Source organism: Streptomyces bullii, from assembly GCF_042657145.1.
GTDB classification, from domain to species: Bacteria; Actinomycetota; Actinomycetes; order Streptomycetales; family Streptomycetaceae; genus Streptomyces; species Streptomyces bullii.
The window spans coordinates 411,787-424,495 of the sequence record NZ_JBHSNY010000004.1 but is presented as its reverse complement, the minus strand read 5'-3'; the positions used below and the strand labels follow the sequence as shown (position 1 = coordinate 424,495).

The 12,709-nt window shown below is 69.5% G+C and carries 18 protein-coding genes and 1 pseudogene; 8 read left to right on the top strand and 11 right to left on the bottom strand.

Annotated features, from left to right (window positions below; all coding sequences use genetic code 11):
* Position 1 precedes the first annotated feature (1 nt).
* Positions 2–829 carry an enoyl-CoA hydratase family protein gene (locus tag ACFPZJ_RS13480; RefSeq protein WP_381020923.1) on the bottom strand — a complete coding sequence of 276 codons (828 nt, stop codon included), beginning with the start codon at positions 827–829 and terminating at the stop codon, positions 2–4.
* Between the two features lie 334 nt (positions 830–1,163).
* Here ACFPZJ_RS13480 and ACFPZJ_RS13475 point away from each other — a divergent pair, with 334 nt between their 5' ends.
* Positions 1,164–1,619: an ATP-binding protein gene (locus ACFPZJ_RS13475; RefSeq protein ID WP_381020922.1), complete on the top strand. Its 456-nt coding sequence runs from the start codon at positions 1,164–1,166 to the stop codon at positions 1,617–1,619.
* 55 nt (positions 1,620–1,674) lie between these two features.
* Here ACFPZJ_RS13475 and argF read toward each other — a convergent pair whose 3' ends face one another.
* From argF to ACFPZJ_RS13455, 4 genes and pseudogenes are all read right to left on the bottom strand, one after another.
* Positions 1,675–2,682, bottom strand: a complete 1,008-nt coding sequence (argF, locus tag ACFPZJ_RS13470) for an ornithine carbamoyltransferase (protein WP_381020920.1) — start codon at positions 2,680–2,682, stop codon at positions 1,675–1,677.
* Between the two features lie 61 nt (positions 2,683–2,743).
* Positions 2,744–3,967 carry an arginine deiminase gene (locus tag ACFPZJ_RS13465; RefSeq protein WP_381020918.1) on the bottom strand — a complete coding sequence of 408 codons (1,224 nt, stop codon included), beginning with the start codon at positions 3,965–3,967 and terminating at the stop codon, positions 2,744–2,746.
* A gap of 349 nt (positions 3,968–4,316) precedes the next feature.
* Positions 4,317–5,729: pseudogene (locus ACFPZJ_RS13460) on the bottom strand (polynucleotide kinase-phosphatase); the annotation flags it as partial.
* Between the two features lie 188 nt (positions 5,730–5,917).
* Entirely contained in the window at positions 5,918–6,151 is a 234-nt protein-coding gene (locus ACFPZJ_RS13455; protein ID WP_381020916.1) for a hypothetical protein, read from the bottom strand.
* Positions 6,152–6,399: 248 nt separating this feature from the next.
* On the opposite strand from ACFPZJ_RS13455, the gene ACFPZJ_RS13450 reads away from it, so the two are divergent.
* Positions 6,400–6,663, top strand: coding sequence for a helix-turn-helix domain-containing protein (locus tag ACFPZJ_RS13450; RefSeq protein ID WP_381020915.1), 264 nt, complete (start codon positions 6,400–6,402; stop codon positions 6,661–6,663).
* Between the two features lie 53 nt (positions 6,664–6,716).
* Here the strand turns inward: ACFPZJ_RS13450 and ACFPZJ_RS13445 are convergent, their stop codons facing one another.
* A complete protein-coding gene (locus ACFPZJ_RS13445; protein ID WP_381020913.1) occupies positions 6,717–6,965 on the bottom strand; it encodes a hypothetical protein in 249 nt (82 codons plus the stop codon).
* A gap of 157 nt (positions 6,966–7,122) precedes the next feature.
* Between ACFPZJ_RS13445 and ACFPZJ_RS13440 the strand changes: the two genes are divergently transcribed.
* Positions 7,123–7,383, top strand: a complete 261-nt coding sequence (locus ACFPZJ_RS13440) for a GntR family transcriptional regulator (protein WP_381020911.1) — start codon at positions 7,123–7,125, stop codon at positions 7,381–7,383.
* A 323-nt stretch (positions 7,384–7,706) separates the two neighbouring features.
* The gene (locus tag ACFPZJ_RS13435; protein ID WP_381020909.1) at positions 7,707–7,886 is read left to right on the top strand and encodes a hypothetical protein; all 180 of its coding nucleotides are present in this window, start codon (positions 7,707–7,709) and stop codon (positions 7,884–7,886) included.
* A 34-nt stretch (positions 7,887–7,920) separates the two neighbouring features.
* On the opposite strand, the gene ACFPZJ_RS13430 is transcribed toward ACFPZJ_RS13435, so the two are convergent.
* Both ACFPZJ_RS13430 and ACFPZJ_RS13425 read right to left on the bottom strand, forming a co-directional pair.
* Complete coding sequence (locus ACFPZJ_RS13430; RefSeq protein ID WP_381020908.1) at positions 7,921–8,235, bottom strand: hypothetical protein; 315 nt, start codon at positions 8,233–8,235, stop codon at positions 7,921–7,923.
* Between the two features lie 308 nt (positions 8,236–8,543).
* Positions 8,544–9,320 (bottom strand): hypothetical protein, encoded by a 777-nt coding sequence (locus ACFPZJ_RS13425; protein WP_381020906.1) that lies wholly within the window; start codon positions 9,318–9,320, stop codon positions 8,544–8,546.
* A gap of 114 nt (positions 9,321–9,434) precedes the next feature.
* On the opposite strand from ACFPZJ_RS13425, the gene ACFPZJ_RS13420 reads away from it, so the two are divergent.
* The 4 genes from ACFPZJ_RS13420 to ACFPZJ_RS13405 all read left to right on the top strand — a co-directional run bounded on the left by ACFPZJ_RS13420 (position 9,435) and on the right by ACFPZJ_RS13405 (position 10,759).
* Complete coding sequence (locus ACFPZJ_RS13420; RefSeq protein WP_381020905.1) at positions 9,435–9,710, top strand: sigma-70 family RNA polymerase sigma factor; 276 nt, start codon at positions 9,435–9,437, stop codon at positions 9,708–9,710.
* 94 nt (positions 9,711–9,804) lie between these two features.
* A complete protein-coding gene (locus ACFPZJ_RS13415; RefSeq protein WP_381020903.1) occupies positions 9,805–10,113 on the top strand; it encodes an endonuclease domain-containing protein in 309 nt (102 codons plus the stop codon).
* A 35-nt stretch (positions 10,114–10,148) separates the two neighbouring features.
* Positions 10,149–10,352: a hypothetical protein gene (locus tag ACFPZJ_RS13410; RefSeq protein WP_381020902.1), complete on the top strand. Its 204-nt coding sequence runs from the start codon at positions 10,149–10,151 to the stop codon at positions 10,350–10,352.
* A 251-nt stretch (positions 10,353–10,603) separates the two neighbouring features.
* A complete protein-coding gene (locus ACFPZJ_RS13405) occupies positions 10,604–10,759 on the top strand; it encodes a hypothetical protein (protein ID WP_381020900.1) in 156 nt (51 codons plus the stop codon).
* A 66-nt stretch (positions 10,760–10,825) separates the two neighbouring features.
* Here ACFPZJ_RS13405 and ACFPZJ_RS13400 read toward each other — a convergent pair whose 3' ends face one another.
* Genes ACFPZJ_RS13400 through ACFPZJ_RS13390 form a run of 3 tightly spaced genes read right to left on the bottom strand, consistent with a single transcriptional unit; the run spans position 10,826 to position 12,545 of the window.
* Complete coding sequence (locus tag ACFPZJ_RS13400) at positions 10,826–11,845, bottom strand: tyrosine-type recombinase/integrase (protein WP_381020898.1); 1,020 nt, start codon at positions 11,843–11,845, stop codon at positions 10,826–10,828.
* Complete coding sequence (locus ACFPZJ_RS13395; protein ID WP_381020896.1) at positions 11,842–12,051, bottom strand: hypothetical protein; 210 nt, start codon at positions 12,049–12,051, stop codon at positions 11,842–11,844. Before ACFPZJ_RS13395 ends, ACFPZJ_RS13400 begins: the two co-directional genes overlap by 4 nt.
* A complete protein-coding gene (locus tag ACFPZJ_RS13390; protein ID WP_381020895.1) occupies positions 12,048–12,545 on the bottom strand; it encodes a hypothetical protein in 498 nt (165 codons plus the stop codon). Before ACFPZJ_RS13390 ends, ACFPZJ_RS13395 begins: the two co-directional genes overlap by 4 nt.
* Between the last annotated feature and the right edge of the window lie 164 nt (positions 12,546–12,709).

Here is a 12,709-nt window from a genome sequence, read left to right as displayed (position 1 = left end):
CTCACCGTCCGCTCCATTTGGGAGGACGCTTCTCCGTGAAGGCCGCGTGGAACTCGGCGTAGTCCTCGCTGTTCATGAGGAGGGCCTGAGTGGCGGCGTCCAGCTCTACCGAGGCCGCCAGGGGCATGTCCAGCTCGGCCGTCAGGAGCGCCTTCGTCTGGGCGTGGGCCAGCGCCGGGCCGTCGGCGAGGCGGCGGGCCAGCCGCTGTGCGGCCTCGTCCGCGCGGCCCTCCTCCGTCAGCTCGCTGATCAGGCCGATCCGCTCGGCCTCGGGCGCGCGCACCGGCTCGCCCAGCATCAGCAGGCGGGTGGCGTGGCCGAGGCCGACGACCCGGGGCAGCAGGTAGGCGGCGCCCATGTCGCCGCCGGAGAGGCCGACCCTGGTGAACAGGAAGGCGAAGCGGGCGGTCGGGTCGGCGACCCGGAAGTCCGCCGCCAGCGCGAGGACCGCTCCGGCGCCCGCCGCCACGCCGTGCACCGCTGCGATCACCGGGAACGGGCACTCCCGTACGGCCCGTACGACCTGCCCGGTCATCCGGTTGAAGTCGAGGAGCTCGGCGGTGTCCAGGGACAGGGTCGCGCCGATGATCTCGTCGACGTCGCCGCCGGAGCAGAAACCGCGCCCCTCCCCCGCCAGCACCAGGGCCCGTACGGCCCGCTCCCGGGACAGCTCGGCGAGCAGGTCGCGCAGGTCGGCGTAGGCGCCGAAGGTGAGGGCGTTGAGCCTGTCGGGGCGGGCGAGGGTGACGGTGGCGACGCCGTCGGTGAGGTCGACGCGCAGATGCTCCCAGTGGGCGGTGCGGGCGGCGGAGCCGGTGAAGGGACTCATGACGGGCGGCCTCCTCGTAGGCGGGCACTGCCTCACGGCGCTCTTCCTCACGAAGTTATCACCCTTCTTTGACTGTCGTCATGAGTGCGCTATAGCCCGTCCGGGTACGACCTGGATGTAACCCCGGGTAGGCCCACGGAACCGACCCGGGCCCGTCACATCCGTCACGGCTCGTCGACACACCCGTAACGAGGGGAGCTGTCGTGCGAGGCGGAACGTTGGCCGGGGTAAGCCGCCCGGTGCCGGGGCCGACGGTCCCGGACGGTGCCCGTCGGACGCCTCCGTCGGGCGGCCCCGTACCATTCCTGAGGTTGAAAGCAGGACAGCCTGCTCCATGAACGGACCCGCCTTGCACGAACGCCCCTCAGCTCCCGCCTCGTGGCGCATCGCGCTGCCGCACTCCGTCGCGGCCGTGCCCGTGGCCCGCGCCCTGGTGCGCACGGCGCTCGCCGACCTGGAGCACGCCACCGACAGCGACACCGCGGAGCTGCTCACGGCGGAACTGGTGGCCAACGCCGTGGAGCACACCTCCGGCAGCGCGCCGATAGAGCTGGTGGTGGAGCTGTTGCCGACCGGCTGCCAGGTCGAGGTGCACGACCCCGACCCGGAGCCGCCCGGCGACCTGACCCGGCCGGGCCTGTGCGCGCCCGACCCCTGGCAGGAGCACGGGCGGGGACTGCTGCTGATCCGCGCCCTGAGCTCGTCGTGCGGGCACCGGCCCACCGAGTCGGGCAAGGCGGTCTGGTTCCGGCTGCCTGTCGTACCGCGTCAGCGGCGTCATTCCGGGTGACCCCGCGCCGGCCGGGACCCGCGACACCCGACCCGGCCGGCCCCCTGCTCCCGCGTCAGGCGAGCGTCGCCACCAGGACGGCCTTGATGGTGTGCAGGCGGTTCTCCGCCTCGTCGAAGACGACGGAATGCGCCGACTCGAAGACCTCGTCCGACACCTCCAGGTACTCCAGACCGTGCGCCTCGTGGATCTCCCGGCCGACCTTGGTACCTAGGTCGTGGAAGGCGGGCAGGCAGTGCAGGAACTTCACGTCCGGGTTTCCGGTGGCGCGCAGCACGTCCATGGTCACGGCGTACGGGGCGAGGGCCGCGATCCGCTCGTCCCAGACCTCCTTCGGCTCGCCCATGGAGACCCAGACGTCGGTGGCGACGAAGTCGACCCCCCGCACGCCGTCCTCCAGCGACTCGGCCAGGGCGATCCGGGCCCCGCTCGACTCGGCGAGTTCACGGGCCCGGTCGACGACCTCCTGGGCGGGCCAGTAGCTCTTCGGCGCGACGATCCGTACGTCCATGCCGAGCAGGGCCGCGGTGACCAGGTAGGAGTTGCCCATGTTGAAGCGGGCGTCGCCGAGGTAGGCGAAGGCGGTCTCGGTCAGCGGCTTGGCACAGTGCTCGGTCATGGTGAGCACGTCGGCGAGCATCTGGGTGGGGTGCCAGTCGTCGGTGAGGCCGTTGTAGACGGGCACGCCCGCGTACGCCGCGAGCTCCTCCACCTTGGCCTGGCTGTCCCCGCGGTACTCGATGGCGTCGTACATCCGGCCCAGCACCCGCGCGGTGTCCTTCACGGACTCCTTGTGGCCCATCTGCGAGCCCGACGGGTCCAGGTACGTGGTGGCGGCGCCCTGGTCGGCGGCGGCGACCTCGAACGCGCAGCGGGTCCGCGTCGAGGTCTTCTCGAAGATCAGCGCGATGTTCTTCCCACGCAGGTACGGCGTCTCGGTCCCGGCCTTCTTCGCGGCCTTCAGCTCGGCGGCCAGCTCGACCAGACCGCGGAACTCCTCCGGGGTGAAGTCCACCTCCTTGAGGAAGTGGCGGCCTGCGAGGGCGGTCGGAACTGTCGCCATGGGGCGCTCCAGGGGCGGCGGGACACGGACTGGCTGGAATTCTATACGAAAATTCGCATGCCTATACGGAGTCTCGCTCCACGGGACAGCTCATGCACCGCGGCCCGCCCCTGCCCCGCCCCAGCTCGCTGCCCGGTATCTCGATCACCTCGATGCCCTGTTTCCGCAGATGCGTGTTGGTGGTGGAGTTCCGCTCGTAGGCGACGACGACGCCCGGCTCGACGGCGAGCACGTTGCAGCCGTCGTCCCACTGCTCCCGTTCGGCGGCGTGCACGTCCTGGGTGGCGGTCAGCACCCGGATCTCACTCAGCCCGAGCGCGGCGGCGATCGCGCGGTGCATGTGCTCCGGCGGATGGTCGGTGACCTTCAGCTCCTTGCCGTCGACGCCCGGCTCGATGGTGTAGGAGCGGAGCATGCCCAGGCCCGCGTACTGGGTGAACGTGTCGCCGTCGATCATCGTCATGACCGTGTCCAGGTGCATGAAGGCGCGTCCCTTGGGCATGTCCAGGGCCACGATCGACTCGGCGGAACCGGCCGCGAACAGCTTGTGCGCGAGCATCTCCACGGCCTGGGGCGTGGTGCGCTCGCTCATGCCGATGAGGACGGCGCCGTTGCCGAGGACGAGGACGTCCCCGCCCTCGATGGTGGACGGATAGTCGGCCAGCCCCTCGGACCAGACGTGGAACGTCTCGTCCCGGAACAGCGGGTGGTACCGGTAGATCGCCTCGAAGTGCACGGTCTCGCGCTGCCGGGCGGGCCAGCGCATGGCGTTGACGGAGACGCCGTCGTAGATCCAGGCGGAGGTGTCCCGGGTGAAGAGGTGGTTCGGCAGCGGGGCCAGGAGGAAGTCGTCGAGCTCCATGACGTGGAAGCGCACGGAGATCGGCTCGGGGTGCGCCTCCAGGAACTCCCGCTTGGTCATCCCGCCGACCAGCGCCTCGGCCAGTTCCCGGGCGGGCAGCGCCTCGAAGGCGGCCCGCAGGTGGTCGGTGGCCAGCGGACCGTACGCCTTCTCGTGGAAGACCCGGTCCAGGATCAGGGATCTCGCCTCCGGGATGCCGAGCACCTCGGTGAGCAGGTCGCCGAAGAGGTGGACGGTGACCCCTCTGTCACGCAGCACGTCGGCGAACCCGTCGTGCTCGGCGCGCGCCCGGCGCACCCACAGCACGTCGTCGAAGAGCAGCGCGTCCTTGTTGCTGGGGGTGAGCCTTTTGAGCTCGAGGTCGGGCCGGTGCAGGATGACGCGGCGCAGCCGCCCGGCCTCGGAGTCGACGTGGTAGGTCATGCCTCCATCCTGACCGTCCGCGCGCGTGTTCACCCCTCTCCGGAGCGGATCCGCCGGGCGGACCGCAGGCCCACCGCCGAGCCGGGCCGGCGGCCGGACGGACAGGGCCGGGGCGGGGCGGGGCCGGTGGCGTGGGGCGGGGCTGGGCAGGGCCGGCGGGCGGGCCGGGGCGTGGAGCTGGACCGGCGGGGCCAGCGGGGCCGGGCTGGGCGGGTCGGTGGCGCGGGGCGGCCTGCGGGGCGGGGCCGCGGGTGAGGAGGGCGGTCGGCGGACGGCCGCCCTCCTCAGCGCCAGGCGCTCTCACACCGGACCGGCCTCCTCATGGCCGTTGGCCCTCAAGACCCGCGGGTCACAGCCGCGGGTCCACCGGCTCCGATTCCAGGGCCAGCACCCCGAACACCGCCTCGTGGACCCGCCACAGCGGTTCGCCCTCGGCGAGGCGGTCCAGGGCCTCCAGGCCGAGCGCGTACTCGCGGATCGCCAGGGAGCGCTTGTGGTTGAGGAAACGCGTGCGCAGCCGGGCCAGGTTCTCCGGGCGGGTGTACTCCGGACCGTAGATGATGCGCAGGTACTCGCGGCCCCGGCACTTGATGCCGGGCTGCACCAGGCGTCCCTGGGGGCCGCGCACCAGCGCGCCGACCGGTTTGACGACCATGCCCTCGCCGCCGCGGCCGGTCATCTCCAGCCACCAGTCGATGCCCGACCGCACCGAGTCCGGGTCGCCGGTGTCGACGTACAGCCGGCGGGTGGTCTGGAGCAGTCCGCTGCCGTCGTGCTCGACGAGCCGGTCGAGCAGGGCGAGCTGCTCGTCGTGCGGGAGGGCGGCGAGACTGCGGCCCTGGACAGCCAGGACCTGGAACGGGGCCAGGCGGACGCCGTCCAGGCCGTCCGTGGTCCAGCAGTAGCGGCGGTAGGCGGCCGTGAAGGCGGTGGCGTCGGCGGCCCGTTCCCGCTGGCGCGCGAGCAGGTCCCCGACCTCGACGCCCCGCGCCGCCGCGCCCTCCAGGGCGGCCAGCGCGCCCGGGAAGACCGCGCCGGAGGCGGCGCCCACGGCGGCGTACTGCGAGCGCAGCAGGCCGGAGGCCTTCAGCGACCAGGGCATCAGCTCGGCGTCGAGCAGCAGCCAGTCCGTGTCGAGGTCGTCCCACAGTCCGGCCTCGTCCGTCGCCGCCCGCACCCGGCCGAGGATCTCCTCGGTGACGGACGGGTCGTCGAAGAACGGACGGCCGGTGCGGGTGTAGAGGGACCCGGTCGGCCCGTCGACGCCGAACCGCCTGCTGGCCGCCTCCGCGTCCCGGCACACCAGGGCCACGGCCCGCGAGCCCATGTGCTTCTCCTCGCACACGACTCGGGCGACCCCGTCCTGCCGGTACTGGGCGAACGCCTCCGCCGGGTGTTCCAGGTAGCCGTCGAGGTGCGAGGTGGCCGTCGGTGCCATGGTCGGCGGGAGGTACGGCAGCAGACGCGGGTCCACCGCGAAGCGGCTCATGACCTCCAGGGCCGCCGCCGCGTTCTCCTCACGGATCGAGACGCGGCCCTGGTGCCGGGTCTCGACGATCCGCCGGCCGTGCACGTCCGCGAGGTCGAGCGGCCGTCCCTCGTGTCCGCCGGGTGCCTCGGTGCGCAGCGGCTTCGTCGGCTCGTACCAGACCCGCTCGGCCGGTACGTCGACCAGCTCGCGCTCCGGCCAGCGCAGCGCGGTGAGCTTGCCTCCGAAGACGGCACCGGTGTCCAGGCAGATCGTGTTGTTCAGCCACGTGCTGGCCACTCGAAGTGCGCGTTCGAGGATCCGCGCCCCCGTCAGGCCTCTGACCAGCAATGTATTGGCTGACTTAGTCGAACATTGGAGGGAGCAACCGAGTAACCTGACGCTCCCCGACGACTCCCCCACCCCCCGGACTCCCCAGACGCTCCCCGGGAACCCCGCCCCGCCCCGGCTCCCAGCAGGCGTTATTCGAGCCCCAGCCGGCCGGGCTTGTAGCTGGCCCCTGTACGTTCCGCCGCGGCCTTCCGGTCCTCTTCCATTTGCAGTACGCACTCCGTGCAGGCCCTGACGTCCTGGATGCCGCCGGCCGGGGGCCGGATCGTCTTGACGTGTGCTGTGGGCACCTCACCCCTGCTGGGATGGCGGAAGCAGACCCCTGGACTCCACTCGTAGAGGTCGAGGATCTGCTGTCGCTTCATGTTCGGTCTCCTGAGTCTCGGTCGACTGGGTGCGTGGGGGGGCATCGCCCGAATTCCCTCTGGCTTGATCTGAACACCCAGCGCAAACACTGTTCATCCGATCAGGTGAACGTACGTTCGATTCCTGGACACTACATCGAGCCCTGCGGCATATGCCAGCTCGCCGCAGGGCTGAGAGAGCGGAACGTGAGCCAGAAGCGACAGTTTAGGTACTGACACATGATCGACTCGGCCCGTTGGTTTGTCGAGTGCCAGCCCGCCGACACCCCCGCCCCGACTGGATCCGCCAGGAACAGGTCACCCTCGGAACCCGCATCGCAGCCCGCCGCCGCGACCTGGGCCTCTCACAGGACCAGTTAGCCGACCTGATGGGGGTGGAGCGGCGCACCGTCCAGCGGTACGAGAGAGCCGTCACGGACCCGCGGTATGCGGACCTGCTGCTGATCGCCCGAGCCCTGGATGTACATCCGGCAGACCTCCTTCCTCCGCGCGACGACTCCCCTGGGCAGTGAACCGCCGACCACCCCCCAGGGAAAGCGCTTCGCACGGACCTCTATGACCACAATCAGCGCGCGGGCCGCGCGCTCTGGCCGTCGGCCACTTGCCGGTAAGCGTCGTCGGCCTTCGCCTGCCACGCCTTGTACAGCTGCTCGGACTCGCTGCATCGTCCGTCGCGGCTGCGGCAGGTGTGGCAGCGGGTGGCGTGCTGCACGTAGGCGCTCCAGGCCTTCTGCGGCGGGGCGAGTTCGCTGGCGGCTGCGGCTATGAGCGGCCTGCTTTCGCTGTCGGGTCGGCTGTCTCTACGCTCGTCCACGTCGACGCTCCGCTCGTCGGCCATGCCCCCGGGCCGTGTCCGCGGTCGCGGGGGTCCTGCATCTGCAGGCTAGCCCTACTTGTATCGCTCTGTCTCGCGACGTATCGATACGTAGCCCGAGATGCTGGTCTGTAGGGGGCTGCCTAGCGTCGGGATCATGGCCGTTGATCCTGATGCCGAGATTGACCACGAGGGTCCCGTCACCCCGTACCGGCAGCTCGCTGAGATCCTGAAGGCGCGGATCGCGCGCGGTGACTGGGCGGAGGGTCGACCGATCGCGTCCGAGACGCGGCTGGTGCAGGAGTACGGGATCGCCCGGTCGACAGTGCGGCGCGCGCTTGACGTCCTCGTTGAGGAGCAGGTCGTGTGGAAGGTGCAGGGACGCGGCACCTACGTGGGGCAGCCGCCGGAGGCGTAGTTGCCGGGAAACGCGTTCACAGTTTCCCCTTGGGAGTGGCACTCCCTGTAGTCGACTCTGGTTGCGTGAACGCGATCAACCTTGATGAGCGTGGGTCCGAGGCTGCCCAGCCCGCCTACGCCGGAGCAACCTGCACGTGCGGCGAGACGTGGTTCGTTCTCGACGGCGACAACACTGCGCCTAACGGGGCCGTATGTATGACCCCTGAGGGGGTGATCACCGGGTACGCCGGGCGACCGCGCTGCATGTCCTGCGGCCACCCGTACACCCCAGCCACGGAGAATCCGTAGCCGCTGTCAAACCGGGCTCCTAGACTGATCGCCATGCCCACCACTCCCCCGTCGCAGTCCCGTGTGCGGTCTGCTGAGCAGGTGAACGCGGAGATCCGTGCGCTGATGGAGGAGACGGGGACGTGGTTGTGGGGGCCGACGCGGGAGCGGTACGAGCGGCTGCGGGATGAGTGGGTGCAGGCCGTGCGCGAGGAGATGACGACGGCCGCGTGACGAAGCCCCGCACGCTGGCGGGGCTTCGAGAGCCTCACGTGCCCTCCGTTCCGTGCTCGCCGGGGCACTGAAAGAGGACTTCCAGGCGCAGGAAAGTGTGCGAGGGGTGCCGCTTCGCATAGCCGCAGTGCCGCTGTTCGCCCTTGTTTCCTTCGGCTTCTGTTGCGAGGTCGTCCAGATACTCAGCGGCCCTCTCCACGGCGTAGTCGCCACCCATGGAGTGGATCTGCTGGGCGCACCAGCGAATGACGGCGGCCCGGTCCGTGACAGAAGTCGTGTCGACTTGCGCCCGGGTGGAAAGATCGTGCAGGTAGTCCGCCGCGTCCCGCACCGACTCACTGTCGTCCACGGACCGTACTCGGTCGGCGCACCAGAGGACGATTCCCGCAAGATCGGTGCATTCACGGGCGAGAGTCGCCGCCGCCTCCGCCTCGGAGGGGCTGATCACTGCGGCAGTTGCCCCGGCTGCGGATGCGAGGCCATCCAAGTACTCGGCGCACGCGCAGTCGCAGGTGTGGGAGCGCCCGCAGGGGCAGGGCTCGCAGCAGTAGTGCGTGCCGCAGTTGAGGCAGAGGGCGCGTCCGCAGTCTTCGCAATCGTCCATCGGAGATTCCTTCCAGAGGTGAGGCCCCGCCTGATGACGGGGCCCGGGGCGGGTCAGACGAGGGGGCGGTGCGGGTCCTTGGCGGAGATGCGCGCCATGTCCTCGTAGTTGGCGGCCGGGCCGAGTTCGACGCGGTTCATCTCGTCGTGGACCATCCATCCGTTTCCGTCCTCGGCGGGCGCCGCGTACACGATGTGGAGGTACGGGCGCTTGGGGTCCGGGAGGGCCAACTCGGCGGCGGTGTACTTGGGGAAGACGCCGAAGACGTTCCAGCTCCTGGTCTTCGGGTCGCGGCCGATGCGAATCACCTCGTAGTCGCGACCCTCGATGTTGAAGGTGGCCACGGTCTCGTTCTTGGTCATCTCAGTGCCCTTCTTGGTGATGATCCAGCCGCGCGACTCGGCCTCGGCGCGGTCGATGCGGGTGCAGCTGTCGCAGGCGTGCAGGGTGTTGGAGCCTGCGCGAGTGAAGACGTGGGTGGCGGGCTGGTTGCAGACCCAGCACTTCGCGAATGCCTTCTTGGGGGTCTCGGTCTTGGTGGGCTCGCGGCGGCTGATGCAGTAGCTGCAGGAGCATGTGCCGCCGGGGGCGACGACGTGGCCGTGCTCGTTGAGCTCGTAGGTGCCGGGCTCGTACCAGCACTCGGTCCAGCGGCCCTCGAAGGGGCGGGAGTCGACGTCGTCGATGGTGCGCTTGGCCCACTCGATCTGCTCGGCCTGGGTGCCGAGCCATTCGCCGAGGTCGGTGCCGTTCACGAAGATCCGCGTCTTGCCGTAGGACTTGCCCTTGATGGCTTTGAGCTGACGGCCGTTGTATGTCTCGCGAATCATCCTGGTCTCCTCGTGCTCGGCGTCTCTTGCGATAACCCAAATTAGTGGGTACCCATCAATCAGTCAAGTGGGTACCCACTAGATTTCTTAACGGGTACCCACTAAGCTCCCCGCATGGACAAGCCGCCCGAGCCCTTCGCTCAGCTCGTAGACCTGACCGCTGGTCCCGAGACCATCGATCAGGCCAAGCAGCTCACCGACGCACTCAACGCCATTCCGGATCTACAGAAGTGGCTCCGCGTGCGCCGCCAGCACGTCGTCCGCACGCTCCATGAGCGCGACGGCATCAGCTACACCGACATGGCGCCGCACCTCGGCGTGAAACCCGAACGCGTCAGCGGCATCGCCCGCGGACACAGCCGATCCCCCAGGAAGGGGAGCTCTGAGTGATCGACATCAACGGGGTGGAGTTCGCCGTCAAGGACCAGAATCGCCACCACCCACGCGGCGTCACCTGCTGGCACTACAGCCGCTTCCGGCTGACGTGCGACGAGTACGACGCACTCCGAGCCGCGCCAACGGCTGCTGCGAGATATGCGGCACCCCAGAAGCAGAGACGTGCAACCGACGCCTCGTCGTCGACCACTTCGGTGGGCGCCCGGCCCAGTACATTCGAGGACTCGTCTGCGACCGCTGCAACTCGGTGATGTCCTGCCACGACGGCAACAAGAAGTGGGGACCGCGCACTCTGCCCTATCAGCAGAAGGCTGCCGAGTACGCCGCGAACAGTTGGCAGACACCCGAGGAAGGGCTACGCCTCCAAGAGTTCCGAGGACCGCTCGACCGGGTCTGAGCAGCTGCACCGACGACGCCACGTAGGATCCCGCCGTGACCGACTTCGACTTCCCCGCTGACCTGCTGGCCGCCGAGCGCGACGCTTGGGAGGCGATGCAGGCTGGGCGGCTCACTGTCGACCAGGCCGTCGCCGTGCAGGACGGCATCACCGCCTACGCGGCCGAGGCCGGGCTGTCGCGGTACGAGGTGGAGATGGCGTTGAAGCGGGCCGTGCGCCACGCGGAGCCCGAGGCCTGACAGCAGCGCGCCCCGCCTGCGTGACCAGACGGGGCGGCTTCAGCGCACGCAGCCAGCATGGGCTGATAGTGCGACCAGCTTACGAGCGCCCACTGACAACGCCGGGGCGGCGAGTCGACAGGACGTACACCCCGGCGAGCCCTTGCGGCGGCGGGGCGGGGGTCCCGAGGTGTGGGAAGACTGACAGAACGTTCTCCGCTACTTGGTCGATGGCGCTACGGTGGCTCCCTCACCGCACACCCTGGGGGACCGTGAAACTCGTCTGGCTGCTGGCCGCCCTACTGCTCACCGCGCTCACCATCGGCGGCGTCATGGCCTTCGCGAGGCGCCTCGACCCCTTTGACCTCATCATCAGCGCGCTCCTCGGCGCCGGCGCCATCGCCTGCTGGAAACGTACCAGCAGCTGACACGACAGCGCCCGCCAGGACGGGGGGACCTGGCGGGCCTGGGGTCAGTGTCGCACGGGTGGCCGCCTACAGGCCGATGTCCTCCGATGCCGCGTCGGTCCATTTGTCGGCTTCGCGGATGTAGCCCCAGAAGGCGGGGCTGTTTTCGGCGTGGCCGGACTGTTCGCGGATCTTCTCTTCTCGCTTGCCTGCGCGTCGAGAGGTGGTGATGAATCCGGCCCGCATGCTGTGGCCGGTGAGGCGGACGGTGAGTCCGGCGCGTTCGGCGTTGCGGGCGATGATTTCGCGGACGGCTTCGGGTGAGAGTGCGCGGTCGCCGAGTCGGCCCCAGACGGTGATGGGCAGGAAGGCGGGCCCCGAGCTGATGCCTGCGGCGGCGCGCCAGGTGAGCCAGGCGCGGACGGGGCAGGTGTCGGGGTTTTTGCCGTAGCCGACGACGACGTCCCGGGGCGGTCGGCCTTTGACGGCGGGGACGTGGACTTCGAGTCCTTGGCTGACGTGGACGATGGTGTCGGCGCGGAGGGCGGCGACTTCGGCGGAGCGTCCGGCGATGGCGAAGGCGGTGAGCCAGAGGGCGCGGTCGCGGAGGCCGGTGAGTCCATCGGCGACGGCGGCGTTCATCTGCCGGAGTTGCTCGGGGGTGACGGCGGCGGCCTTGCCTCTGCCGCGGGCTTGCCGCTCGGGGTCGTTCTTCAGTGGCTTGAGGGCTTGCCGCGCGGCGACGGTCGCGGCCTTGGGTACTTCGATGCCGTGTTCGTTCCGGGCGGTGACGGTGACGCCGGTGATCCGTCGGTCGATGCTGTTGGGCGCGGCGAGTTTGATGGTGTCGAGCCAGACGACGAACCCGACGAGCGTGCCCTTGGTGACGGCGGTCGACGGCAGGCGGCTGCCCGTGCGTTCGGCGAGCCAGCCGTGGAACTCCTCCCACAGCTTCCAGTCGTTGGCGTAGCCGCGTTTGGTGTTGTGGGGGCGGATGGCGTCGAGGTGCTTCTCGGCGGCCTCTTCCATGGCGGCGAGGACGGCGAGCGTCGCAGCGTCGTAGGCAGCTGGGGCGGCGTCCGAGTGGTGCGGGACGAGGTCAGTCACGGGATCTCCGGATCGATCAGGTCGGCTGCGTCTTGGTAGGCCAGGTGGATGGGTCCGACCTCTCCTGGGTCGTAGTCGTGATCCCGTATCCGCTCCGCCAACTCGTGGGCGAAGTCGGCGACCAGCTTCCGCGCTTCGCTGGACGAGCGGCCATGCCTGACGGCGGCCAGCAGATCTTCATACGCGGTTCCGCGCGGCTCGCTCATGAGCCCTCTTCCGTGCTCTCGCATTGGTCCACGAGTCCTGCCAGCCAGTCGTCGCCTTCGGTGAAGTCGGGTCGGCGTGTAGACCAAAAGGCGACGGCCTTCTCCAGATCTGGGCGCAGGCACTCGTTCCAGCCGGGTTGCTTGGCCTGGTTACGCCACGACTGACGCACGCGCTCGTAGGACTCACGGCTCAGGCTGTACCCGCTAGCGGGGTCGATGTCGTCGAGCGAGTTCCCTTGAGCCACGCAGAGCGCGATCCGGGCATCCGCCATCGAAGTCTTGCGATCGGCGACCTGCTCGGGCGTCAGCTTCGCCCGCTCTTCTCGGTGAACCGCAGCCGCCTTCAGGCGGGCTGCTGCAATCCTGCGCAGGGCGCGATCATTGAGTAGCGCCACAGACGGCCGCTGGCGAGTAGGGATGTCGTAGTCGGACAGGTCGCGAATGACGTCCGCCTGTCGGCGTCCCACCACGGGAAGTTCCAACTGGATCGACATGTTCTCTCCTGGCCGCAGCGAGTTTCTGTACCTACAGAATGCGTCTTAGTGCACCCTCTTGTCAAGCGATCCCGCCAGATGGATGCTAGTTTCTGTACCCACACACCCGAGGGGGAGAGATGGCCAGGCCAGCCACAGGCAAGACGCCACTACGGAACGTCCGC